This window comes from Pantoea sp. Fr-CA_6 (assembly GCF_024520895.1).
Lineage (GTDB): Bacteria > Pseudomonadota > Gammaproteobacteria > Enterobacterales > Enterobacteriaceae > Pantoea > Pantoea agglomerans.
In genome coordinates, this window is record NZ_JALNPO010000003.1 from 381,016 (window position 1) to 404,237 (window position 23,222).

Consider the following 23,222-nt stretch of genomic DNA (forward strand, 5'->3'; position numbering starts at 1 on the left):
CAGAAAGGATTCTGGCCAGTGAAAAAGAAGAACAGCACGCCTGTGCCTCATGATGCCACATTCCGGCAATTTCTGACTCAGCCGGATATTGCCCGGGATTTCATGGAGCTGCATTTGCCGCCAGAGCTGCGCATATGCTGTGATCTCAGCACGCTGAAACTGGAGCCGGGGTCGTTTGTCGAGGATGACCTCCGTCAGTACTTTAGCGACGTGCTTTACAGTCTTAAAACAACCGCTGGCGATGGATATATCCATGTACTCATTGAGCATCAGTCTGTGCCAGACAAACATATGGCATTTCGGCTGATGCGTTATGCCGTGGCTGCCATGCAACGCCATCTTGAAGCAGGCCATAAGCGGTTGCCGCTGGTAATTCCCGTACTGTTTTACACTGGCAGACGAACTCCATATCCCTATTCGACCCGGTGGCTGGATGAGTTCGACGACCCGGCGCTGGCGGACAGGCTTTACAGCCGTAGTTTTCCGCTGGTCGATGTCACGGTGATTCCTGACGATGAGATCATGCAACATCGCAGCATGGCGGCTCTGACCCTGTTGCAGAAGCATATCCGGCAGCGTGATCTGGCTGAAATGATGGACAGGCTGGTAACCATTTTGCAGGCTGGCTATCACTCTTCATCACAGGTGATAACGCTGGTACACTACATTGTACAGGCGGGTGAAACATCGGACGCCAAAGCCTTTGTACGGGAGCTGGCACAGCGTGTGCCCCAACACGAGAACGCACTTATGACTATCGCACAACAGCTTGAGCAGATAGGGCTTGAGAAAGGCATTGAACAGGGTATTGAACAGGGACGGACAGAAGGTAGTCGTGGAGCAAGCCTCAGAATTGCCCACACCATGCTGAAGAGTGGCATGGATCGCAATACCGTTATGCGGATGACTGGTCTGAATGAAGACGATCTGGCGCAGATTTCGCACTAATTAGTTTTTTGAGTTCTGATTATCGCTGACGACTCAAATCGCCAGCGGACTACACGGAAAATGCAAAATCAGCTTCCCGAAATCATGGGAATCCCGCCGCATTTCACCACAGCGAGCCTGTGACTTGCGCGCTCAGACTCAGAATATCGATCGCCCCAGCTTCTCGGTCAGCAATTCCAGCACAGCGGTACCGGCCAGAGAATTGCCCGCGCTATCCAGCCCAGGCGACCAGACGGCAATGCTCATCTCACCTGGGATGATGGCAATAATCCCGCCACCCACGCCCGATTTTGCGGGCATCCCGACTCTCCACGCGAATTCGCCAGCGCCGTCGTACATCCCGCTGGTGATCATCAGTGCGTTAATCTGCCGCGCCTGACGTGGAGTAATCATCTGGCTGCCATCCAGCGTTTTGCCCTGATTCGCCAGATAGATAAACGTGCGGGCCAGCTCAACGCAGTTCATCGACAAGGAACAGTAGTGGAAATAGGTCTGCATCACGCTGGTGACATCGTTGTCGAAATTTCCAAACGACTTCATCAGCCAGGCGATCGCTGCGTTGCGGGCCGAATGTTCGAACTCAGAGCGGGCAACGTGGCGATCATAATTGATATCGGACTGCTGACTCAGCTGGCGCACAATTTCCAGCATTCGCTGACGCGGGGCGGTCAGTCGGGTTTCCAGCAGATCGCAAATCACCAGCGCACCGGCATTAATAAACGGATTACGCGGCTTGCCCTGTTCCAGCTCCAGCTGAACCAATGAATTAAATGGCTGGCCAGAAGGCTCTTTGCCGACCCGCTGCCAGATTTCGCTGTCCTCATAGCGGGTCAGTGCTATGGTCAGAGAGAGCGCCTTGGAGATCGACTGAATCGAAAAGCGCGTCTCAGCATCGCCCGCCTGAAAGAGGGTGCCATCACGCAGGCAAACCGCTATTGCCAGATGATCGGCAGCCACATCCGCCAGCGCAGGAATATAGTCAGCCACCTTTCCCTGATAGATCAGCGGACGCACCTGATCCAGGATCTTCTGCAGCAGAGCATTATTCAGTTCAGACACGCACATTCTCCCGTCGATTCCCGCCGACCGGTGATGCCAGGCATCCGCGATCCGCGAGTCATTTATTGTTAACGGCTCCGCCGCATTTTCAGCTAATGGGTTTTGACTGCGCTGCCAGCGGAGCCAGCAGCATCTGTAACAGGCTCAGCATTGCCAGCACGCTGAAGGGCAGCGTCCAGTTACCGCTCTGCTCATGGAGCACGCCAAAGAACAAAGGGCCGAGTGCCGCCAGCGCATATCCGACACACTGTGCCATGCCCGACAGCTGTGACGCCTGACGGTGATGAGTGGCTCGCAGATTAAACAGTGAGAGGCAGAGCACCAGTGATGCGCCTGCGCCCAGTCCGGCCAGTGTCAGCCAGATGACGGCCCACTGCGGATTGAGCAATAGGCCCAGCATGCCGAGGAAGATGCCTGATGAAGCAATAAACGCGGTAAGCCGGGCATCTTTTACCCGCTTCAGCGCCACCATGCAGACCAGGTTAGCGACGATCGCAATTGCCTGATACCAGAACAGCAGCCAGCCTGCGTGAGCCTGACTGAAGCCGTTATCCTGGGCATACAGCGTAAACCAGTCAATCAGGGTATAAAACGCCAGCGATTGCAGCGCCATAAACAGTGCGATTTGCCAGCCGCCTGCCGTTCGCCACGGATGGCGATATGCAACGGTCGCATCTGCGGGCGCTACGGTTGACCGCCGTTGACGTAACAGCGGCAGCCAGGCGAGTAGCGCAACCAGTCCCGGCAGCGCCCAGACAACCAGCGAGAGTCGCCAGCCAGCCGCTGAAAGCTGGCTCAGCGGAACGGCAATGCCAGATGCCAGGCTGGCAGTAATCGACATGGTGGCGGCATAAAGGCCAATATATTTAGCGGTGTGGGCGGTGAAATCGCGTTTAATCAGTGGCGGCAGCAGCACGTTGGCGGCGGCAATGCCTGCGCTGAGCAGCAGCGTTCCGCTCCACAACGCCGCTTCCGCAGGCAGCCAGCGCAACAGCGAACCGGCAGTGATCAGGCAAAGCGCGCCCCATAAACTTCGCTCGAGCCCGACGCGATTTCCCAGCCAGGCGGCCAGTGGGGCGAGCAGGGCAAACAGCATCAGTGGAATAAAGTTAAACAGACCCGCTTCACCGACACTCAGGCCAAAGGTCTGGCGGATATCCTGTAGTACCGGGCCGATGACAGTTATGGGCGCACGAAGGTTAGCCGCGGTCAGCAGCAGGACGAACAAAAAAAATGTGGCGCTGGAATACGCAGCGAGAGGTTTAGCTGGGTGTTGTACAGGCATCATGGCAGGGATCATCACATGCAGCAGTGCTGCGGGGGCGTTGGTTGACGTTAACGCTTACGCATCAGAATTGATGTCTGGGCGCTACTTTACTGACCGGTTAGCAGCGTGTAAAGCCTTGTTATGCGATGAAATAGCGCAATTGAGATCTCACAGCAGAGATCGCCTTGTAACAGGATCAATGGAATTCAGGTTCAGGGAAATGACCGCAGTCGTTCTGGCTGGGATTGGAGCCTGGCTGGCAGGTCTGCTGGCGGGTTTCGGCCGCCGGAACCGGTTTTTCAGCGTGCCATGGGGCACTACAGGCACTGAGAAGAGAAACCAGAATCATCACACTGATAACGCGCATATCCGCTCCTTATTAACCGTCATGAACAAGGCCACGTCGGTGATCGGCGGTTTGCAGGTCAGGGACGTCTTACCTGAGTGTGGTATCTAAGGGGATAATGTCAATTAAAACAGAGCAAACATCAGCGCGACAGGAAAACTCATCGGCCAGGTGGCCCCCACCAGAAAGGCGCTCAGCAGTTTGATGCTCAGCTTATCTTTGGCGATGAAGAACGTGATCAGCGTAGCGATCAATGCAACAACGGCATAGAAAATTAGCATACCCTGGTACAGTGTCATTGATATCTCCGCAGCGTCATTAAGGTTTTCGCTGCGCATGATGCGGATTTTTGTGATCCAGATCAAGTGAATCAGGGTTTAGCATCTAAAGAAATCATGGGTAGGGGCAGTTAGTTCGCTCGCTGAACTTCACCGTAACAGCGGGCGATTTCAGGCTGAAACCAGGCAGGATAAACGCGGCTAAAACCTTGGCTGATGCCGTAAGTCAGACTGAACAACCTCTGGCGAAGGCTCCCGGATTAAGCGTTGCCATGACGTAAAAAAAGCCCGCCAGCGAGGACGGGCCTGTTATCGGCACTGCATCACTACAGGATATGCGCTTTAACTCTGGCGGTATAACGCCATCACGTCCTCCAGGTCCGGCGTACGTGGGTTGCCGCCGGTGCAGACATCATCCAGCGCGGCCTGTGCCAGTGCAGGGATATCCGCCTCTTTTAAGCCCACTTCACGCAGCGAGCGGGGAATACCCACATCGCGACAGAGCTGACGCACCGCGGCGACCGCCGCTTCCCGCGCCTGATCCAGCGACAATGACTCAACCTGTTTCACACCCATTGCGCGGGCAATGTCGCGATATTTTTCGCCAGTGCCTGAGGCATTCCACGCCATCACCTGCGGCAGCAAAATGGCATTGGCTACGCCGTGCGGGACATTGTAAAAGGCGCCCAGCGGGTGTGCCATGCCATGCACCAGACCAAGGCCGACATTAGAGAAACCCATACCGGCCACATATTGTCCCAGCGCCATCTGCTCAACTGCCTCAATATTTCCTGCCACCGATTCGCGCAGTGACTGGCTGATAATCTCAATGGCTTTGAGGTGCAGCATATCGGTCAGGGTCCAAGCTCCGCGTGTGATGTAGCCTTCAATGGCATGAGTAAGGGCATCAATACCGGTCGCAGCCTTCAGCGACGCTGGCATGCTCGCCATCATCTCCGCATCAATGATCGCCACTTTCGGTATGTCATGGGGATCGACACAGACAAACTTACGGCGATTCTCTTCATCGGTAATGACGTAATTAATCGTCACTTCTGCGGCGGTGCCTGCCGTGGTCGGGATAGCGATGATCGGCACGCACGGATGACGGGTGGGGCTGACGCCTTCCAGGCTGCGGACATCTTCAAACTCAGGGTTATTAATAATAATGCCGATCGCCTTGCTGGTATCCTGTGGTGAGCCGCCGCCAATGGCGATCAGGTAGTCGGCACCTGACTCTCTGAACACCGCAACACCCTGCTGCACAACCCGAATGGTAGGATTCGGCACCACCTCATCATACACCGCCCAGTCAAGCTGATGTTGCGCCAGCAGATCGGTCACCCGCTTCAGCGCACCCGCCGCGACCAGCGCTTTGTCAGTGACGATCAGTGCTTTTCGCATCCCGCGACGTTGTACCTCTTCCGGCAAATGGCGCAAAGCACCAGCACCAAACCAGGCGGTTTCATTGAGAATCATACGTTGGGTCATTAAAACATCCTCTGTTAACAAATGAATTTTTACCATCCGTGATCCCCGGTTCATGTTCTGCGCAGAACCTCTCACTTTCAGGTAAAGACATTTGATAAAAATCAATCAATTAGTAAAAATCACTGCGTCTGTGTCAGCTGGTTTCCGTGCGGTATGTCTGAAATCAGGCTACAGATCTGTTGATGGATTTCTCACTGTCGTCAGTGGTATGTAACACTGGGTCATCAGCAAACCCGCATGCCTATGAGGAAAGAAGACATGACCCGATTCGTAATGAATAAAAAGGATGATCTCGTCGACAGCGCGTTAGATGGCATGATTTACGCCAGCCCGTGGCGCAATCTGGTCCGGTTGCAGGTCGATCCGCGCATTCGCATCGTGATGCGTAATGACTGGCAAAAACAGCAGGTCGCGCTCATTTCCGGTGGTGGTTCAGGCCATGAGCCGGCCCATGTCGGCTTTATCGGCAAAGGGATGCTGACGGCTGCCGTCTGTGGCGATGTTTTTGCTTCCCCCAGCGTTGACGCGGTTTACAACGCCATCATCAATATTACCGGTGAGGCGGGATGTCTGCTGATTGTGAAAAACTACACCGGGGATCGCCTCAACTTCGGTCTGGCGGCAGAAAAAGCGCGCAAAGCGGGATTCAGCGTCAATATGGTGATTGTCGGTGATGATGTTGCGTTGCCCGATAACCCTCAGCCACGCGGCGTCGCGGGCACGTTGCTGGTGCATAAAGTGGCGGGCTTCGTCGCAGAGCGGGGTGATGACCTGACGGCGGTGACCGAGGCAGCAGAGGCAGCCAGTCGTGCTATCGCCACCATGGGCGTTGCGCTCTCAAGCTGCCATCTGCCGGATGAACAGACCGGCCAGCGGGTGCCAGACGGCAGCGTTGAAATGGGGCTGGGGATTCACGGCGAACCGGGTGTTGACGTCATGCAGACGCAAAACAGTCAGCAGATTGTGCAGCATCTGCTGGAGAAAGTGATGCCGGACAACGATCAGCCACGCGCGCTGTTAATCAATAATCTTGGCGGCATGTCCGCGCTGGAAATGAGTCTGGTCACACGTGACCTGATTGAGTCGCCGCTAAGCCTGGGCAGTGATTATCTGATTGGCCCGGCTCCGCTGATGACCGCGCTGGACATGAAGGGCTTTTCCGTCACCTCCATGACGCTGACGCCGTTGTTCGAGGAGGCGATTTGCGCGCCGGTTGAGGTCACCGGCTGGGTTCAGGCGGTTAAAGTCGCACCGCTGCAGCCGGTTAACGCGACAAAAGAGGCAACAGCGCATCCGGCGCAACCCTCAGATAACCCGACCGTCGCTGCGTTTGTTAACAGCATCTGTGAAACCCTGATCGCCAGCGAAAGCGAGCTGAACAAACTGGATGCGCAGGTCGGTGATGGCGATACCGGTTCGACCTTTGCTGCTGGCGCACGCCAGATCCAGCGCGAATGTACAGATAATCAGCTGCCGTTAAATGCCTTGCCCGATCTGCTCGCGGTGACGGGTGAGCGACTGGCGACGGTGATGGGCGGCTCCAGCGGCGTACTGATGGCGATCTTTTTCACCGCTGCTGCGCAGCAGCTGGCCAAAGGGGATGCGCTGCCCGCGGCCCTGCAACAGGGTCTGGAGAAGATGAAGCAGTATGGCGGGGCACAACCAGGAGATCGCACGCTGATTGATGCGCTGCAACCGGCAATCGAGGCGTTGGTGGCGGGTAAATCGCTGGCAGAGGCGGCTGATGCGGCACAGCAGGGCAGTGATGCAACCGCCAGCATGGGGAAAGCAAAAGCGGGCCGATCATCTTATCTCAACAGTGCTAACCTCAACGGCGTGTCTGATCCGGGTGCCGTTGCTGTCGCCAGGGTCTTTGCGGCATTAAAAAAACTTTAATCCTGTCACGACGCTAAACGCGCCTGGAGAAAGGCCAGTAACTGGCGGTTTACTTCGCTGCGCTGACGGTGCTGCGGGTAAACCGCATTCAGAGAGAGTGCGGGCGGCAGATAGTCGTCCAGCACGGTCACCAGCTCACCGCGTTGCAGGGCTGTCTCAACGATAAAGGCGGGTAACAATACCAGTCCTAAGCCTGCCAGTGCGGCATCACGCAGGACCTCGCCATTGTTACTCACCATCGGGCCCTGAACCGCCAGCCACTTGGGTTTACCATTGACCTGCAGTTCCCAGCCATTCTGACCTTCACGTCCGTAGCGCAGACAGGCATGTTGCTGCAAGGCTTCTGGCTGCTGCGGCACGCCTGCCCGTTCCAGATAGCGGGGGCTGCAGCAGATAACCCGCTTCAGCTCGCCGAGCGGACGGGCAATCAGCGTGGAATCAGCCAGCGTACCGATGCGAATCGCCATATCAACGCCTTCGCCAATCACATCGGCATAGCGGTCAGCCAGCTCAATATGAAACTGCAATGACGGATGGTGGCTCAGAAACTCGGCAATCAGGGGGGAGAGGTGGCTCATGCCAAAGGACATCGGCAGATTGATTCGGAAGGTGCCGCGCAGCGCCTGCTGCTGCTCTGACACCGCCAGTTGCGCTTCCTGAATCTCATCCAGAATGCGCTGAGCATGTTGCGCGAACAGTAAACCTGCATCCGTTACAGACAGCTTACGGGTGTTACGGATCAGCAGTCGTACCCCTAATGATGCCTCCAGCGCAGCCATGCGGCGGCTGACATACTGTTTCGATAGCATCAGATGCTCAGCTGCTGCAGTAAAGTTGCCAGCATGCATTACGGCAACGTAAATCCGAAGATCTTCAATCTGCATAGTGTCCACTTATCGGTGACAGTGACGATGATTCAGGCGAAACTTCAGCCAGACGCGTTAACTTATATCGGGTAATGCGTCACAGGGCAACGCGCCAGCTCTCTCAGCCAGCGCGACGGAGATCATAGATTTGCCGTTTCCTTACCCCTGAACAGGCGGTCAGTCGGGTCAATCGCGTTAAAGCCGTTATAGTAATCAGGCTGTGACGCAATCCATACGGAACATAATCTCTTGAGTAATCTGATAAGGAGTGGCTGGTGAAAAAATTACTCTGCGCGACGGTGCTGGCCATTTTGCCAATGACCACGCTGGCGGCGTCGGTATTTACGCTGCAATCACAAGACTTCAGCGATAATGCGCTACTGGATAAAAAGTTTGCCGGTGCCAATAAAAGTAATCCTTCCTGTACCGGTGAGAATATCTCTCCCGAATTGAACTGGTCTGCGATTCCGGCGGGCACCCGCAGTCTGGCTCTTCTGATGACCGACCCGGTCGGGGCCAAAGGGCTCGGCGTTACCCACATGGTGGCCTATAACATTCCCGCCAGCCGCTCGTCATTTGCGCAGGGGGCTCTGACAAAGGGCAAGGACTACACCGGCGGAAAAAATACCCCAGGGACGCTGCACTATTATGGTCCTTGTCCGCCTGCAGGCAGTGGGCTGCATCACTATAACTTTGTGCTGATCGCCACCGATTTGCCGGTGGGTCAGTTGAAAGCGGGGTTAACCCAGGCAGAGCTGGTTGCACAGCTAAAAGGCCATGCGCTGGGCGCGGCCAGCACCGTTGGCCGCTTTAGCAATGAATGACCTGCACGTATGCAGAGGCAGCGCTGAATAGCCTGCCTCTGCGCGCAGCGGGTCAGTCGCCACTGAACATCTCGCGGATGCGCGACGCAATGTGATGGGTGTGCGTCTCCAGCGCGAAGTGGCCGCTATCCAGCATCTCGACCACCGCCTGTGGATTATCCCGCTGCCAGGCCACTGCGCCCGGTGGAATAAAGAACGGATCGTGCTTGCCCCAGATCACCAGCGTTGGCACCTGCTGCTGGCGAAAGAACGCCTGAAATTCCGGATAACGTTTCAGATTACTGGCGTAATTGAGAAACAGGGCCTGCTGAATATCTTTGTTACCGGGGCGCTCCATCAGCAGAGTATCCAGGGTATAGGTTTCCGGGGCGATCTGCTGCGGATCGCTCACCCCATGCAGATACTGCCACTTCACCCCTTCCAGCGTCAGGATGGCGTCACGGATCACCTGACCATTTGCTTCGCTGGGATCGTCCCAGTAGGCGCGGACCGGCGCCCAGGCCTCTCCTAATCCCTCCAGATAGGCGTTACCGTTTTGTGATATCAGTCCGCTGACGCGATCGGGGTAAGCCAGTGCCAGTCGCAGACCGGCAGGTGCGCCATAGTCGAAAACATACATCGCATAACGTTCCAGCCCCAGTGCATCGACAAAGGCGGTCAGCGTCTGGCCAAGTGCGTCGAAGGTCCAGGAATAGTTGCGCTCAGCAGGCACTTCAGTGAAGCCAAAGCCCGGCATATCGGGTGCGATGAGATGAAATTTATCGGCCAGAAGCGGGATCAGATTGCGGAACTGATGTGAAGAGGTGGGAAAGCCATGCAACAGCAGCAGTACCGGCAGGGAAGGATCGCCCGCTTCGCGATAGAAAATATTGACGCCATCGGCCTGCTGGTAACGATACGAAATGGATTGATCACGCATGCTGAACTCCTGTAACTGGTTAAATGATGTTTATGGGGTTACTAAGAGTCATTATGCAGCCAGAATGTAACCTGTCAAATCAATTTATAATGGTTACAAAAGGTGCGGTGTAACTATTCAAATAGTACTTTGTCGGTTACAGTGGCCTCAGCAGAGTTAACAAGGGAGGCAATATCATGGCGGAAACGCAATCACACACCGCCCAGGGACCGTGGTTTCTGGCTGATCATCCGGCGCTGGATTTCATCAATACCCTGGCCATCGTGGAAGGCCAGCCGCACGACTTCTGGCAAACCGATCAGGATGTTGAAGCCTGGCTACACCAGGCCGGACTGGCACCAGATGCCCCGGCTCCGCAGCATGAACCGGGTGCGCTGTTGGAAGCAGCGCGTCACTTACGTCAGATCATTCGTGATAACGTGCAGCAGCACAAAGCGGGAGAGGGCGTTGATATTCAGGCGCTGAACGCCTGGCTGGGTGAAGCGACCAGCCATCTGCAAATGACCGGGGAGCCGGGTGCCTTAAAAATCAGGCGGGTCTATGCGGGCCAGAGTGTGATGCAGCGGCTGGGACAGGTTGCGGAACAGGCTGCAATGTTGCTGGCGCAGGAGGATTTCAGCAGAGTCCGTGGCTGTGAACATCCCGCCTGTACACTGTGGTTTTACGATCGCACCAAAGCGCATCGCCGTCGCTGGTGCAGCATGGCGCTGTGTGGCAATCGGGCGAAAGTGGCGCGTTTCAGGGCAGTTAAATCAGCTGGGTAAACAGATCGGATGTCAGATAAAAAAACACCCTGCAGAGCAGGGTGTCAGAACAGTTATTTCGCGGTGGTCGCTGATGGCTTGTGCCGCTTGCGCAGCTTGTCGATCAGGCGATGCGCTTCCGCTTTGGTCGCTACCGCAGGGGATGAACCGGTCAGCGGTTGACGGGCTGTTTCACGTACCGTCAGAATGGTGAGCAGGCCAATCACGCCCGCGCCCATCATGTAGTAAGCTGGCATCATATTGTTTTTAGTGGTATCCACCAGCCACGCGGTAATCAGCGGTGTGGTACCCCCAAACAGCGATACCGACAGGTTGAAGCCGATGGCCAGCGCACTGTAACGGATATCGGTAGTAAACAGCGCAGGCAGCGTCGAAGGCATAGTGCCGCTGAAGCAGGTGTGCAGTACACCCAGAATCATCAGGCCGCCAAATACCGCCCACATATTACCGGACCCGATCAGCATAAAGCTCGGGATGGCGAGCAGGATCAGACCCACCGCACCAAAGGCAATCACCGGACGACGACCGATGCGGTCAGTCCAGCGACCCCACAGCAGCGTCAGCGGCATCATCACGAACATCGCCACCATCACCAGCAGCAGGCCACTTAACTCTGGCAGACCCAGCACGCCGGTCAGATAGCTCGGCATGTACGAGGTCAGCATGTAGTTAGAGACGTTAAACAGCAGCACCAGACCGATACATTTCATCATCGGTGCGCGGTATTTGCTCAGCATCTGCATCAGCGTCAGACGCGGCTTGCTTTGCTCCAGTGCTTCCTGTTTTTCCATGTGCTGCTGGAAAGCCGGAGTCTCTTCCAGCTTCAGTCGCACATAGAGACCAAACAGGCCCAGCGGCGCGGCGATAAAGAACGGCACGCGCCAGCCCCAGGACATCATCGCCTCATTCGACATCACGGTGGTCATCACCGTGACCAGGCTGGCACCCAGCAGGTAACCACCGATGGTGCCGAATTCCAGGAAGCTGCCCATAAAGCCCCGGCGTTTATCGGTAGAGTACTCCGCGATAAAGGTCGCTGCGCCACCATATTCACCACCGGTTGAGAAGCCCTGGATCAGACGTGCCACCAGCAGCAGAATCGGTGCCATGATGCCTATCGAAGAGTAAGCCGGGATCAGACCGATACAGAATGTACCAATCGACATCATGATCATCGTCATCGCCAGCACTTTCTGCCGTCCGATGCGGTCACCCAGCGGGCCAAATACCAGGCCGCCAATCGGACGTACCAGGAAGGCCGCGGCAAACGTACCAAAGGTGGCGATTAGCTGCACCGCGTTGTTGGCATCCGGGAAGAAGACTTTGCCGATGATCACGGCGAGATAGCTGTATACGCCAAAGTCGAACCATTCCATCGCATTACCTAACGCAGCTGCGCCAACTGCACGCTTCAGCATGTCGTTGTCGATTACGGTAATGTCGTCAACAGTCAGCTCTTTTGGCTTCCTGTTCCAGAAATGTTTCTTTGGGTGTTCAGACGATGAGTTTCTGGTGTCCATATTCTCCTCAGGTGCATCAATGAAGGAGTCTTATAGCTTTCGCAGCCGCAAACAATGTTCAGAAGAAACCGTGGAAATGAAAGCTATAAGAAGCCGAATAATTTTTAAGTGAAGCGGCAGAAACCGCAGCCGGTAAACTCTAGACTACGATTGTAAGTTTTTGCAAGTTTTCAGCCGAAATAACTGCATTTACTGACAAACCCAGCATAGTGAACTTATTCACGCCTGCTTACGGGTCTGAACATTTGGTAATAACTTGCGGCTGGTGCTCTGGTTATATCTGGAACTGATTTTCCCGGTACTGATGCGCTACTTAAACAGTTTCAGTTCATCGATGCGATCCAGCGCCTGCAGTAATTGCTCCGTCCCGGTTGTCAGGCTGATGCGAATATAATCACGACCCGCTGCGCCAAACCCGTTACCCGGTGCCACCAGCAGATGACACCGGGCCAGTAGCAGGGCGGCGAATTGCTCCCCGGTAAAACCAGCTGGCGCTGCCAGCCAGAGGAAAAAGGTGCCCTGACGGGCGCGAACCGGCCAGTGCATTGCTGCCAGCCTGGCTAAAATCACTCTGCGCCGCTGATGGTAATGCTCTGCCAGCAAGCTGAGTTGTTCAGCGGGCAGCGACAACGCGGTGATGGCGGCATCCTGCACCGCGCCATACACCGTGCTGTAGCTATGAGTATGAAGTTTTTTAAATGCTGCAATCATCGAGGCGTTTCCCACCGCAAATCCCACCCGCCAGCCTGCCATGAGTGCGCTTTTTGACAGCGTGTAGATTTCCACGCCCCAGGCTTTGCCATCGGGCTGTGCCAGCAGACTCAGCGGCTGTTCGCCCGACTCACTGCCCAGCGTGGCATAGGCGAAGTCATGAATCAGCGGAACATGATGCTGGCGGGCGAAGGCCAGCGCGTCGGCGAACAGCGCGGCTGTCGCCAGTGCGCCAGTGGGATTATGGGGATAATTGAGCAGCAGCAGACCGGCACGCGCCGCGATCTCGTCCGGCACCAGGGTGAAATCGGGCAGGAAAGCATTGCGCGCCTCCAGCGGAATGCCATAAAAATCGGCACCTGCCTGACGGGCCGCTGAGCGGTAGAGCGGATAGCAGGGATCGGTAGAGATCAACACCTGCCCCGGATTGAGCAGGGCGCGGGGAAAACCATTGACGCCAATGTGCGCGCCCTGGAACAGCGCCACTTCAGTTTCAGGATCGAGCGTGACGCCGTAGTGACGCTGGTAGAAGGCTGCGATAGCACGTCGCAGCGCGGGTTTGCCCCAGAACGAGGGATACTCATGGTTCTCCGGTTTCGCTGCCGCAGCCTGTAATGAAGCGATTACCGCGGGCGGCGTTGGCTGACGCGGACTGCCGGAAGAGAGATCGATCAGCGGTAACAGCGCATCATCCAGTTGTGCTGCCTGCTTTTCCAGCATGCTGAAGAGATTCTCTTCGAGCCCTGCGACCATCTCTGAAGCTGCAAACTCCGCCATATCTCTCCCGCAATAAACAGTGTTAAGCGGGGAAGAATGACACAGCTGACATTAAAATCTTTAGCAGAAATAACGCTGTTCTTTGCAGGGATTCGAATATCCAGCGTGTGACTATCGTTAGCATAAATAAGCCAAAGTCGGGGCTGGGTTTTGCCTGTTCCTCTCCGCGATGGCTGTGATTAAATCGATCGCTCTCACAATAATGAATCAGGGCAAACAATGCAGATCACATCCCGGGGAATTATTCTGGCGCTGACCACCGCCAGCCTTTTTATTTCTGCCGCTCAGGCAGCCGACCAGAAGAAAATACGGATTGGATTTAATCCAGGGCCTTATAAAGAGCAATTTGAAAAAGGCGTCGCGCCCTTATTAATCAGGCAGGGGTATACTCTGGAGTATAAAGATTTCAGTGATGGAATTCAGGTTAATGATGCTGTTCATCGCGGGACGATTGACGCCAATATCATGCAGCATCCCGTCTATCTTAAGTCGGTTAATGACCGGCTTGGCATTGATAACGTTGGGATTGTGCAGGTGCCGACCCCGCCAATGGGGCTCTACTCTGGGCGCGTGAAAACGCTGACTCAACCCGCGCCGGGCAGCACGGTCTCTGTGCCCAATCAGCCCTCAAATGAGTACCGGGCGGCGCTGTTACTCCAGAGCATCGGCTGGCTCAAAATCAGCCCCGATAGCGATGCTGCCACTTTTTCGCAGAAAAATATCACGGAAAATCCCTACAAAATCGTGCTTAAAGAGATGGATAACGCTCAGCAGGTGCGTGCACTCCCCGATGTTGACTATGGAGTCATTCAGGGCAACTTCGCGGTATCCAGTGGCATGAAACTCAATTCGGCACTGAAACTGGAAGCGGCAACCAGCCAGTTTATTAACGTGGTGACGGTAGCCGGTAAAAATAAGCAGGCTCAGTTTGCCCGTGACATTATTGCCGGCTACCACTCAGCAGAATTTAAAACCTATATCACCGGTAATGCGCAGTATGCGGGCTATCTGCTGCCAGATTATTTCAAATGAGTCAGGTAGCCATTGCGTTTCGCCATGTCAGCAAAACGTTTGCGCGTAACGGTGCAGAAGTGCAGGCTCTGAAGGAGATTAATCTGCGTATCAACCAGGGTGACATCTTTGGCGTCATCGGCACCAGTGGAGCCGGAAAAAGTACGCTGCTGCGCCTGATTAATCACCTGGAGACCCCCACAACCGGCTCGGTTGAGGTGCAGGGTGAAGCGTTACAAGGGATCAGCAAAAAGCGCTTAATTCAGGTCAAAAAGCAGATTGGCATGATCTTCCAGCACTTCAATCTGCTCAATGCCAGAACGGTGTTTCACAACGTCGCCATCCCACTGATTTTACAGGGCCGGGATAAAGATTTTATCGCCACCCGCGTGGCGGAGCTGCTGGCGTTTGTTAACCTCAGCGACAAAGCTCACAGCTACCCGGATGAACTCTCCGGCGGTCAAAAACAGCGCGTCGGAATTGCCCGCGCGCTGGCAACCAATCCCGCAATTCTGTTGTGTGATGAGGCGACCTCCGCGCTGGATCCCCAGACCACGGTACAGATTCTGCTGCTGTTACAGGAGATTAATCAGCGTTACGGCATCACCATTGTCCTGATCACCCATGAGATGTCGGTGGTCCAGAAGATCTGCAACCGGATGGCGGTGATGGAGCAGGGCCGTATCGTTGAACAGGGCGATGTCCTGTCGCTGTTTGCTGAACCGCAACAGTCGGTGAGCGCCAGCTTTGTGCAGTCCGTTATCCACGATCGCCTGCCACAGCAAACCCTTGCGCTGTTAAGCCAGCATCCGGCTGTCGACGTGTTGCGGCTGGAGTTTGTCGGCAGCACGGCACAACAGCCGATCATCAATCGCCTGATCCGTGAACATGAGGTTGAAGTGAATATCCTGTTCGCCAGCATGACGGAAGTACAGCGTACCATTCTGGGTTTCATGATTGTGCAGATCAAAGGCGAGCCCGCCCGACGCGAGGCGGCCATCCAGTTTCTCATCGCGACCGGAGTGAAAATCAGTGATGTCAGAACTCTTTGAAACCGCCGTTACCGGCGATCAGTTCCTGACGGCGATGCAGGACACGCTGATCATGGTGGCGTTGTCGCTGGGCTTTGGTTCGCTGCTGGGTCTGCCGCTTGGCATTGTCCTGGTGATCTGCCGTCCGGGTGGGATACAGCCGAATCGACTGGTACATCAGTTGCTGAACCCGATCGTGAATATCATCCGTTCACTGCCGTTTATTATTCTGCTGATCACTATTCTGCCGCTGACGCGCCTGCTGGTGAACACCACCATCGGTACGGCGGGGGCCATTGTGCCGCTGGTGATATTTATCGCGCCCTATATTTCACGGCTGGTGGAGAATGCGCTGCTGGAGGTGGATGAGGGCATTCTGGAGTCAGCCAATGCGATGGGTGCCACCACGCTGCAGACCATCTGGTATTTCATGATACCGGAAGCCGCCTCGTCGCTGGTGTTAGCCCTGACCACCGCCACTATCGGCCTGCTGGGTGCGACGGCAATGGCGGGCACGGTGGGCGGCGGCGGCATTGGCGACCTCGCCATTACTTACGGCTATCAGCGCTTTGATGCCTTTGCCACGATTTCGACTGCGCTGGTGCTGATTGTCATTGTCCAGCTACTGCAAACCCTGGGTACGCGTCTCTCGCGCCGTATCCGACGCGAGTGAGCCATGAAAAAGAATGATTTAGCTGTTATGCACTGGGGCACGTATCACGTCACCACCGAAGGGGACACGCTGACGTCGGTCAGGCCGGTGGCGTGGGACCGTAATCCCTCTGCGATCGGGCAGTCGTTACCGGGCGCGGTGCAAAGCGAAACCCGGGTCAAAAATCCGGCCGTCAGGCTCGGTTATCTCCAGAACAGAAGCGCATCCCGCAACGGGCGCGGCAAAGAGCCGTTTGTGGAAGTGAGTTGGGATGTTGCGTTGCAACTGGTGGCGGAGGAGCTGGGGCGTGTCAAAACAGAGCACGGCAATCAGGCGATCTACGCCGGCTCTTACGGCTGGTCGAGTGCCGGACGTTTCCATCATGCCCAGAGCCAGCTTCATCGTTTCTTTAACCACTATGGCGGCTATATCGCCAGCACCAACACCTACAGCATTGCGGCCGGTGAACGCACGCTGCCGCACATCATCGGCAACCTCGATGAGTTACAACGTCACCATACCCATTGGCCGGTTCTGGCAGAGCATTGCGAACTGTTTGTGGCTATCGGGGGTTTGCCGCTGCGCAATGCGCAGGTCAATGGCGGCGGGGCTAATGACCATGCGCTTTCCCATTGGTTAACCACGCTGCGGCAGAATGGCACCCGGTTTATCAACATCAGTCCGGTCAGAAACGATCTCGCTGGGGTGGCGGATGCGGAGTGGCTGGCGATACAGCCCGGCTCCGATACGGCGCTGTTACTGGCAATCGGGCAGGTGTTAATTACTGAATCTCTCTATGACGCGCCATTCACAGAACGTTACACGGTGGGCTTTGACCACTATGCCGCCTACCTGCTGGGTGAACGCGACGGTATAGCTAAAACGCCAGAATGGGCCGCTCCGCTGACCGGGCTGGCGGCCGCGGAAATCCGTGCGTTGGCACGGCAGATGGCGGCGCATAAAACGATGGTGAATATTGCGTGGTCAGTGCAGCGGGCGCGGCAGGGCGAGCAGGCTTTCTGGGCCACCGTTGCGACTAGCGCTCTGCTGGGTCAGATAGGCACGCCCGGCGGCGGGCTGGGCTTTGGTTACGCCTCAACCAATCTGGCCGGTGCCGCCCGGCGACAGTTTTCCGGGCCTCGTCTGCCCGCCGGTCATAATCCGGTTCAGGAGACGATTCCGGTGGCACGCATCGCCGACATGTTGCTCAATCCCGGAGGGCACTATGAGTTTGATGGGCAACAGCGGGTCTATCCCGACATCCGGCTGGTCTACTGGGCGGGCGGCAATGTCTTTCATCATCATCAGGATATCAACAAGCTGATACGCGCCTGGCAGCGGCCGGACACCGTAATTGTGCATGAGCAGTTCTGGACGGCGCAGGCAAAATTTGCCGACATCGTGCTGCCTGCGACCACGTCGCTGGAGCGTGAAGATATTGGCAGCGCCAGCAACGACGGTTTTATCATCGCCATGCCGCAGCATCTGCCGCCGTTTGCAGCTGCAAAATCGGATTACGCAATTTTTGCCGCTCTGTCGCAGCGGCTCGGTTTTGCTGACGCCTTTACGCAGGGGCGTGATGAGCGCCAGTGGCTTCAGTCACTCTACGAAGATTCCCGGCCACGCGCGGCAGCGCAGGGCATCGAACTGCCGCCATTTGAGGCGTTCTGGTCACAGGGCGTGGTGGAGTATCCCGCGCCAGAAGCGCCGCAGATCCTGCTAAAAGCGTTTCGTGATAACCCGGAGTCAGCCCCGCTTAGCACGCCGTCGGGGAAAATCGAGCTTTTTTCTCAGCAGGTGGCCGATTTCGGGTATGACGAAGCGCCCGGATTTGCCTGCTGGTATGCGCCGGAATACCAGGCGCAACAGCAGGAAAAGCAGCAGTGGCCGTTGCATCTGCTCTCCAGCCAGCCACGGACCCGGTTGCATAGTCAGTACGATCATGGACGGGTCAGCCGGGCCACCAAAATTGCCGGGCGTGAGCCACTCTGGATGCATCCTGAAGATGCTGCTGCGCGCGGCATTGAGGAGAACAGCATCGTAAAAGTCTTTAACGGACGCGGCGCGCTGCTGGCGGGTGTGCATCTGACGCAGGATATCCTGCCGGGTGTCGTACAGATGTCGACCGGCGCCTGGTATGACCCGCTCGATCAGCAGGAGGGCCAGCCGCTGGATAAACACGGCAATCCCAATGTGCTGACCCAGGATAGCGGCAGTTCACGACTCGGCCAGGGGTGCAGTGCGCAGACCTGTTTTGTCGAGATTGCGCTTTATCAACAGCCTTTGCCTGAGATTACGGCATGGTTACCGCCGGCATTCGTGGCGTGGAGCGCAGAGTAATCTGCGGGTTTAAAGCCCGCGGCGTGGTGGGATATTCCCATCCGTCGCATATACATAGCAGGATTAGTTGGTAGTTAACGCATAAATGAAATGGCAGTGTAAAGCGATTCCATGCCAACAGAGTGTCAATCATGAGCGCGTTAACCACAGCAGAATTGCCGGTAATTGATTTCGCATTATTGTCAGGTAATCAACAGCAGCAGCAACAGGTCCTGGAAAAATTAAGCCAGGCCGCGCGTGATGTCGGTTTCTTCTATTTAATCAATCACGGCATCGACCGTGAATTATTAGATGAGGTTCAGCACGTCGCGCGGAAATTTTTTGCCCTGCCACAGGCGGATAAATCCGCAGTGGCGATGGCGAACTCGCCGCATTTTCGCGGCTATAACCTGGCGGGGGTTGAAATAACCCGCAGCCAGCCTGACTATCGCGAGCAGTTTGATATTGGTGCGGAACGGGAAGCGCTGCCCGTTACCGCCGATTCACCCACCTGGCAACGGATGCAGGGGCCGAATCAGTGGCCTGAAGCTTTACCTGAACTGCAAACGGTGGTCACCCGCTGGCAGCAGCAGATGACAGCGGTGGCGCTGGAGCTGCTGCGCGCCTTTGCCGGGGCACTGAATCTGCCGCGCAACGCCTTCGATAACCTCTATGGCGACTATCCCAACGAACATATCAAACTGATCCGTTATCCGGGCCGCACGGAGGGCGAATCACGCCAGGGTGTTGGCGCGCACAAAGATTCAGGCTTCCTGACGATGTTACTGCAGGACGATCAGCCGGGCTTACAGGTGGAAGTGACGCCGGACAACTGGATCGATGCCTCACCACTGCCGGGCGCGTTTGTGGTGAACATTGGCGAGCTGCTGGAGCTGGCAACCAACGGTTATCTTCGCGCAACGGTGCACCGTGTGGTGTCGCCACCGCAGAGCAGCGAGCGCTTATCCATCGCCTTTTTCCTTGGCGCGCAACTCGACGCCGTGGTGCCGATCTATCAACTGCCTCCTCAGCTGGCTGAACTGGCACAGGGACCGAGCAGCGATCCGCTTAATCCGCTGCTGCGCGAAGTGGGCTGGAACTACCTTAAAGGCCGGCTGCGTTCGCATCCGGAAGTTGCCCAGCGTTTCTACCCCGAACACAACACCCACTGATAACGATAAGAGATAAATGATGATGATTAAAAAGCGCTTTCTGGCCCTTGCCGGTCTTTCACTGCTGATTGCCCAGAGTTTACAGGCCGCGCCGCTGCGCGTAGCGGCCGATCCGCTGCCACATGCGGAAATCCTGGAGTATGTCAAAACCCTGGATCCGAAACTGGATCTCAAAATTGTTGAGCTGAGCGGGGGCGTGAATGCCAATGAGCTGCTGGCCGCCGGAGATGTGGATGCCAACTACTTCCAGCATCTGCCTTACCTGAAAGATCAGGAGAAGGCGCTGGGGAAAACCTTTGCCGTGGCCGCCAGTGTTCACATCGAGCCGCTGGGTATCTATTCGCGGAAAGTGAAAAGTTTAGCGGCGCTACCTGAAGGGGCCAGCATTGCGGTACCGAACAACACCACTAACCTGAGCCGCGCACTCTGGCTGTTGCAGGACAAAGGGGTGATCAAACTCAACGCGCAGGGTGAAACGGGTTCGACGCTGGTGACGCCAAAAGATATCAGTGAAAACCCGAAGAAAATTAAGATCGTTGAGATTGAGTCGCCGCAACTGCCACGCTCGCTGGATGATGTGGATGCCGCAATTATCAACGGCAACTACGCGCTGGAAGCCGGTCTGACCCCGGCGAAAGATGCGCTGGGACTGGAGTCTGCAGCACATAATCCCTACGCCAACCTGCTTGTAACGACGCCAGAACTGGCGAAAGATCCCCGCGTGTTACAGCTGGCGAAAGATCTGCGCTCGCCGCAGGTAGCGGAGTTTATCCGTAAAAATTATCAGGGCTCAGTGATTCCGGTCGCGGACCAGCAGCATGATTAAACTCAATCATCTTAGCAAACAGTATCCTGGCGCATCTGCGCCAGCGTTAGACGACATCTCACTCACCATCGAAGAGGGGACCATCTTTGGCATCCTCGGTCGGAGCGGAGCGGGAAAAAGTACACTATTGCGCTGCCTCAATCGGCTGGAGAGTCCCACCAGCGGCCTGATTGAAATTGACGGGCAGGATCTCGCTGCGATGAGCCTGGCGCAACTGCGTCAGCAGCGACAGCAGATGGGGATGATCTTCCAGCACTTCAATCTGCTGCATTCGCGCAACGTGCAGGACAACGTCGATCTGGCGCTGGAGATTGCCGGTGTGCCTGCGGCTGAACGTCGCGAGCGGGTCGCATCGCTGCTGAAACTGGTGGGGCTGGCCTCCTTTGCGGCGGCCTGGCCGTCGCAGCTCTCCGGTGGACAGAAACAGCGCGTCGGCATCGCCCGCGCGCTGGCCGCCCGACCCCGTTATCTGTTGTGCGATGAGGCGACCAGCGCGCTGGATCCCGAAACCACCACTTCGATTCTCGATCTGCTGGCCGATATTCAGCAGCAGCTCAATATCACCATTGTATTGATCACCCATGAAATGGCGGTGGTGAAGCGGATTTGTGACGGGGCGGCGCTGCTTGAGAATGGCCAGCTGGTTGAGAGCGGCAGCCTGAGCCAGATCATGGGACGTGAAGAGGGACGCCTGCGCAAAATGCTGCTGAAGGATGGCGAAGCAGACCGGGCGTTTATCGAAAAATATCAGCATGAGGCGTTAACCCGATGCGTAGCATGAGTAGTGAGCGGTTTCAGGAACTGCTGCTGAACGCCACTGGCGAAACACTGTATATGGTGTTGCTGGCGGCCCTTTTCACGGTCGCGATAGGGCTGCCGGTAGGCGTGCTGCTGTTTCTGACCCGGCCAAAAGGCATTCTGCCCAATCGCGCGATTTCACTGCTGCTGAATACGCTGGTAAATACCGGACGCGCCTTGCCGTTTGTGGTGCTGCTGATTGCGCTGATCCCCTTTACCCGTCTGCTGGTCGGCACCACGCTGGGCAGCACTGCCGCCATTGTGCCGATTACGCTGGGGGCATTTCCCTTCTTTGCCCGCATCGTGGAGAACGCGCTGGATGAGGTCGACCGCGGCCGCATAGAAGCGGTGGTATCAATGGGCGGTACCCTGTGGCATATCGTCAGCCGTGTGCTGCTGCCGGAAGCGCTTCCCGCGCTGGTGGCGGGCGTTACCCTGACGATTGTGATGTTGATTGGCTTCTCGGCGATGGCGGGCGTTGTTGGCGGTGGCGGGCTGGGCGATCTGGCGATTCGCTACGGTTATCAGCGTTTCGATAACCAAATCATGGCGGCCACCATTGTGGTGCTGCTGGCGCTTGTGATGCTGATTCAGAAACTCGGCGACCGGCTGGTACGCTCGCTGGCTTATCGTCGATAAGGAGCAACCATGTTTCGCGTGATGTCGCCGAAAGGCTATCTGCAACGGCCAGGGCTGCGGGCCGGGGTGGGAGAAATTATCCGGCCGCTTGCCTCGCATATTCACATCTTCACCTCGCCGCGCGCCTGGCAGGCGGTGAATCCTGACATGAGCATAAGTCTGGAACGGGCGGGGATCCGCTGGCAGCTCGACACCCTGACCGGTGAGTGTACCGATGCGGCGATTGCTGCCCTGCAACAGCAGGTGCAGACGCACGGCGCTACCCTGATTCTGGCAGTCGGCGGCGGGCGGGTTCTGGACTGCGCCAAAGCGGTCAACGATGCGCTGCCGGATATCCGGCTGGTTAACTTTGCCACGCTGGCCGCCACCTGTGCCGCCTGGTCTCCGCTGGCGATTATCTATGATGAGCGCGGCGGCCATCTGCGCAGCCAGCCGCTTAATGCCATGCCGGAGCGGATTCTGGTGGACAGCGAGGTTATCGCCCGCAGCGAGGTACGCTATCTGCGGGCCGGGATCGTGGATGCGCTGGCCAAATGGTTTGAATTTGAGCCTTATCAGCGACAGACGCCGCACCAGCTGGCGCTGGATCTTAAAGTCGCAGCCGCCTGGCAGGCGGTAACGGTGCTGAAACGCTGGGGCGAAACGGCGGTGGCCGATAACATCAGGCAGCAGGTCACCCCGGCGCTGGAGAAAGTGATTGAAGCCAACATTGTGCTGGCGGGGCTGGCTAACAGTATTCAGGATGCGATGGCGACCCCCGGTTTTGCCCATATCATCCACGATCGCCTGACTCACCAGCCGGAGCTGCATCACTGGCTGCATGGTGAAAAGGTCGGCTTTAGCTTGCTGGTACAATCCTGGATTGAGCAGCAGGGTAAGCAGGTGGAGCCTGAACTGCTGGCGCTGCTGCGCCGTTTCCACTCGCCCCTGACGCTGCCTGCGGCGATTAACGCGGACAGGATGAGACAGATTGCGCAGCAGATCCATTTCCCCTCCGCCAGCCTGGCGCATCTTCCCTTTACGTTCGATCAGCATCTGCTAGAGCAGGCCTTGCTGGCGACTTCTGCGTTTAAACAGTAAGTGCGGTCAGCGAATCGATCAACGGTCG

General features: G+C 56.5%; 22 protein-coding genes. 13 read left to right on the forward strand and 9 right to left on the reverse strand.

The window, feature by feature from the left end; genetic code table 11:
• Nucleotides 1–18: 18 nt before the first annotated feature.
• Entirely contained in the window at nucleotides 19–948 is a 930-nt protein-coding gene (locus NR201_RS07890; RefSeq protein WP_187501661.1) for an Rpn family recombination-promoting nuclease/putative transposase, read from the forward strand.
• Between the two features lie 138 nt (nucleotides 949–1,086).
• On the opposite strand, the gene glsB is transcribed toward NR201_RS07890, so the two are convergent.
• The 5 genes from glsB to fucO form a co-directional block, all read right to left on the reverse strand.
• The gene (gene glsB, locus NR201_RS07895) at nucleotides 1,087–2,013 is read right to left on the reverse strand and encodes a glutaminase B (protein ID WP_306281265.1); all 927 of its coding nucleotides are present in this window, start codon (nucleotides 2,011–2,013) and stop codon (nucleotides 1,087–1,089) included.
• Nucleotides 2,014–2,095: 82 nt separating this feature from the next.
• A complete protein-coding gene (locus tag NR201_RS07900) occupies nucleotides 2,096–3,295 on the reverse strand; it encodes an MFS transporter (RefSeq protein ID WP_256849612.1) in 1,200 nt (399 codons plus the stop codon).
• A 175-nt stretch (nucleotides 3,296–3,470) separates the two neighbouring features.
• Nucleotides 3,471–3,641, reverse strand: a complete 171-nt coding sequence (locus NR201_RS07905) for a hypothetical protein (RefSeq protein WP_010247418.1) — start codon at nucleotides 3,639–3,641, stop codon at nucleotides 3,471–3,473.
• A gap of 104 nt (nucleotides 3,642–3,745) precedes the next feature.
• Nucleotides 3,746–3,919 carry a GhoT/OrtT family toxin gene (locus tag NR201_RS07910; protein ID WP_010247416.1) on the reverse strand — a complete coding sequence of 58 codons (174 nt, stop codon included), beginning with the start codon at nucleotides 3,917–3,919 and terminating at the stop codon, nucleotides 3,746–3,748.
• 321 nt (nucleotides 3,920–4,240) lie between these two features.
• Nucleotides 4,241–5,389: a lactaldehyde reductase gene (fucO, locus tag NR201_RS07915; protein ID WP_010247415.1), complete on the reverse strand. Its 1,149-nt coding sequence runs from the start codon at nucleotides 5,387–5,389 to the stop codon at nucleotides 4,241–4,243.
• Between the two features lie 258 nt (nucleotides 5,390–5,647).
• Here fucO and NR201_RS07920 point away from each other — a divergent pair, with 258 nt between their 5' ends.
• Entirely contained in the window at nucleotides 5,648–7,285 is a 1,638-nt protein-coding gene (locus NR201_RS07920; protein WP_256849613.1) for a dihydroxyacetone kinase subunit DhaK, read from the forward strand.
• A gap of 5 nt (nucleotides 7,286–7,290) precedes the next feature.
• Here NR201_RS07920 and NR201_RS07925 read toward each other — a convergent pair whose 3' ends face one another.
• Nucleotides 7,291–8,169: a LysR family transcriptional regulator gene (locus NR201_RS07925; protein ID WP_256849614.1), complete on the reverse strand. Its 879-nt coding sequence runs from the start codon at nucleotides 8,167–8,169 to the stop codon at nucleotides 7,291–7,293.
• Nucleotides 8,170–8,426: 257 nt separating this feature from the next.
• Here NR201_RS07925 and NR201_RS07930 point away from each other — a divergent pair, with 257 nt between their 5' ends.
• Nucleotides 8,427–8,975 carry a YbhB/YbcL family Raf kinase inhibitor-like protein gene (locus NR201_RS07930; RefSeq protein WP_062759169.1) on the forward strand — a complete coding sequence of 183 codons (549 nt, stop codon included), beginning with the start codon at nucleotides 8,427–8,429 and terminating at the stop codon, nucleotides 8,973–8,975.
• A 52-nt stretch (nucleotides 8,976–9,027) separates the two neighbouring features.
• On the opposite strand, the gene NR201_RS07935 is transcribed toward NR201_RS07930, so the two are convergent.
• Nucleotides 9,028–9,894: an alpha/beta fold hydrolase gene (locus tag NR201_RS07935; RefSeq protein ID WP_010247407.1), complete on the reverse strand. Its 867-nt coding sequence runs from the start codon at nucleotides 9,892–9,894 to the stop codon at nucleotides 9,028–9,030.
• A 176-nt stretch (nucleotides 9,895–10,070) separates the two neighbouring features.
• Between NR201_RS07935 and NR201_RS07940 the strand changes: the two genes are divergently transcribed.
• Nucleotides 10,071–10,658, forward strand: a complete 588-nt coding sequence (locus NR201_RS07940; RefSeq protein WP_010247406.1) for an ABATE domain-containing protein — start codon at nucleotides 10,071–10,073, stop codon at nucleotides 10,656–10,658.
• A 53-nt stretch (nucleotides 10,659–10,711) separates the two neighbouring features.
• On the opposite strand, the gene proP is transcribed toward NR201_RS07940, so the two are convergent.
• Nucleotides 10,712–12,178 (reverse strand): glycine betaine/L-proline transporter ProP, encoded by a 1,467-nt coding sequence (proP, locus tag NR201_RS07945; protein WP_010670739.1) that lies wholly within the window; start codon nucleotides 12,176–12,178, stop codon nucleotides 10,712–10,714.
• Between the two features lie 309 nt (nucleotides 12,179–12,487).
• Nucleotides 12,488–13,666, reverse strand: a complete 1,179-nt coding sequence (locus NR201_RS07950; RefSeq protein ID WP_010247402.1) for an aminotransferase class I/II-fold pyridoxal phosphate-dependent enzyme — start codon at nucleotides 13,664–13,666, stop codon at nucleotides 12,488–12,490.
• A gap of 219 nt (nucleotides 13,667–13,885) precedes the next feature.
• Here NR201_RS07950 and NR201_RS07955 point away from each other — a divergent pair, with 219 nt between their 5' ends.
• The 9 genes from NR201_RS07955 (at nucleotide 13,886) to NR201_RS07995 (ending at nucleotide 23,194) form a co-directional block, all read left to right on the forward strand.
• Nucleotides 13,886–14,698, forward strand: coding sequence for a MetQ/NlpA family ABC transporter substrate-binding protein (locus NR201_RS07955; RefSeq protein WP_033768553.1), 813 nt, complete (start codon nucleotides 13,886–13,888; stop codon nucleotides 14,696–14,698).
• On the forward strand, nucleotides 14,695–15,729 hold the full coding sequence (locus NR201_RS07960) for a methionine ABC transporter ATP-binding protein (RefSeq protein ID WP_010670742.1): 1,035 nt from the start codon (nucleotides 14,695–14,697) through the stop codon (nucleotides 15,727–15,729). Before NR201_RS07955 ends, NR201_RS07960 begins: the two co-directional genes overlap by 4 nt.
• On the forward strand, nucleotides 15,713–16,381 hold the full coding sequence (locus NR201_RS07965; RefSeq protein WP_010670743.1) for a methionine ABC transporter permease: 669 nt from the start codon (nucleotides 15,713–15,715) through the stop codon (nucleotides 16,379–16,381). The genes NR201_RS07960 and NR201_RS07965 overlap by 17 nt, the downstream gene beginning before the upstream one ends.
• Nucleotides 16,382–16,384: 3 nt before the next feature.
• Nucleotides 16,385–18,700, forward strand: a complete 2,316-nt coding sequence (locus NR201_RS07970) for a molybdopterin-dependent oxidoreductase (protein WP_256849615.1) — start codon at nucleotides 16,385–16,387, stop codon at nucleotides 18,698–18,700.
• A gap of 131 nt (nucleotides 18,701–18,831) precedes the next feature.
• The gene (locus NR201_RS07975) at nucleotides 18,832–19,851 is read left to right on the forward strand and encodes an isopenicillin N synthase family oxygenase (RefSeq protein WP_010670745.1); all 1,020 of its coding nucleotides are present in this window, start codon (nucleotides 18,832–18,834) and stop codon (nucleotides 19,849–19,851) included.
• 22 nt (nucleotides 19,852–19,873) lie between these two features.
• The gene (locus NR201_RS07980; protein ID WP_010670746.1) at nucleotides 19,874–20,677 is read left to right on the forward strand and encodes a MetQ/NlpA family ABC transporter substrate-binding protein; all 804 of its coding nucleotides are present in this window, start codon (nucleotides 19,874–19,876) and stop codon (nucleotides 20,675–20,677) included.
• Nucleotides 20,670–21,458 (forward strand): methionine ABC transporter ATP-binding protein, encoded by a 789-nt coding sequence (locus NR201_RS07985; protein WP_187491842.1) that lies wholly within the window; start codon nucleotides 20,670–20,672, stop codon nucleotides 21,456–21,458. The genes NR201_RS07980 and NR201_RS07985 overlap by 8 nt, the downstream gene beginning before the upstream one ends.
• The gene (locus tag NR201_RS07990) at nucleotides 21,446–22,114 is read left to right on the forward strand and encodes a methionine ABC transporter permease (protein ID WP_022624728.1); all 669 of its coding nucleotides are present in this window, start codon (nucleotides 21,446–21,448) and stop codon (nucleotides 22,112–22,114) included. The genes NR201_RS07985 and NR201_RS07990 overlap by 13 nt, the downstream gene beginning before the upstream one ends.
• A 9-nt stretch (nucleotides 22,115–22,123) precedes the next feature.
• A complete protein-coding gene (locus NR201_RS07995) occupies nucleotides 22,124–23,194 on the forward strand; it encodes an iron-containing alcohol dehydrogenase family protein (RefSeq protein WP_256849616.1) in 1,071 nt (356 codons plus the stop codon).
• Nucleotides 23,195–23,222 lie beyond the last annotated feature (28 nt).

Coding starts and splice junctions, on each gene's coding strand:
- glsB (WP_306281265.1), bottom strand. CDS start 2,013: ATGTGCGTGTCTGAACTGAATAATGCTCTGCTGCAGAAGATCCTGGAT.
- NR201_RS07900 (WP_256849612.1), bottom strand. CDS start 3,295: ATGATGCCTGTACAACACCCAGCTAAACCTCTCGCTGCGTATTCCAGC.
- NR201_RS07905 (WP_010247418.1), bottom strand. CDS start 3,641: ATGCGCGTTATCAGTGTGATGATTCTGGTTTCTCTTCTCAGTGCCTGT.
- NR201_RS07910 (WP_010247416.1), bottom strand. CDS start 3,919: ATGACACTGTACCAGGGTATGCTAATTTTCTATGCCGTTGTTGCATTG.
- fucO (WP_010247415.1), bottom strand. CDS start 5,389: ATGACCCAACGTATGATTCTCAATGAAACCGCCTGGTTTGGTGCTGGT.
- NR201_RS07920 (WP_256849613.1), top strand. CDS start 5,648: ATGACCCGATTCGTAATGAATAAAAAGGATGATCTCGTCGACAGCGCG.
- NR201_RS07925 (WP_256849614.1), bottom strand. CDS start 8,169: ATGCAGATTGAAGATCTTCGGATTTACGTTGCCGTAATGCATGCTGGC.
- NR201_RS07935 (WP_010247407.1), bottom strand. CDS start 9,894: ATGCGTGATCAATCCATTTCGTATCGTTACCAGCAGGCCGATGGCGTC.
- NR201_RS07940 (WP_010247406.1), top strand. CDS start 10,071: ATGGCGGAAACGCAATCACACACCGCCCAGGGACCGTGGTTTCTGGCT.
- proP (WP_010670739.1), bottom strand. CDS start 12,178: ATGGACACCAGAAACTCATCGTCTGAACACCCAAAGAAACATTTCTGG.
- NR201_RS07950 (WP_010247402.1), bottom strand. CDS start 13,666: ATGGCGGAGTTTGCAGCTTCAGAGATGGTCGCAGGGCTCGAAGAGAAT.
- NR201_RS07955 (WP_033768553.1), top strand. CDS start 13,886: ATGCAGATCACATCCCGGGGAATTATTCTGGCGCTGACCACCGCCAGC.
- NR201_RS07960 (WP_010670742.1), top strand. CDS start 14,695: ATGAGTCAGGTAGCCATTGCGTTTCGCCATGTCAGCAAAACGTTTGCG.
- NR201_RS07965 (WP_010670743.1), top strand. CDS start 15,713: ATGTCAGAACTCTTTGAAACCGCCGTTACCGGCGATCAGTTCCTGACG.
- NR201_RS07970 (WP_256849615.1), top strand. CDS start 16,385: ATGAAAAAGAATGATTTAGCTGTTATGCACTGGGGCACGTATCACGTC.
- NR201_RS07975 (WP_010670745.1), top strand. CDS start 18,832: ATGAGCGCGTTAACCACAGCAGAATTGCCGGTAATTGATTTCGCATTA.
- NR201_RS07980 (WP_010670746.1), top strand. CDS start 19,874: ATGATTAAAAAGCGCTTTCTGGCCCTTGCCGGTCTTTCACTGCTGATT.
- NR201_RS07985 (WP_187491842.1), top strand. CDS start 20,670: ATGATTAAACTCAATCATCTTAGCAAACAGTATCCTGGCGCATCTGCG.
- NR201_RS07990 (WP_022624728.1), top strand. CDS start 21,446: ATGCGTAGCATGAGTAGTGAGCGGTTTCAGGAACTGCTGCTGAACGCC.
- NR201_RS07995 (WP_256849616.1), top strand. CDS start 22,124: ATGTTTCGCGTGATGTCGCCGAAAGGCTATCTGCAACGGCCAGGGCTG.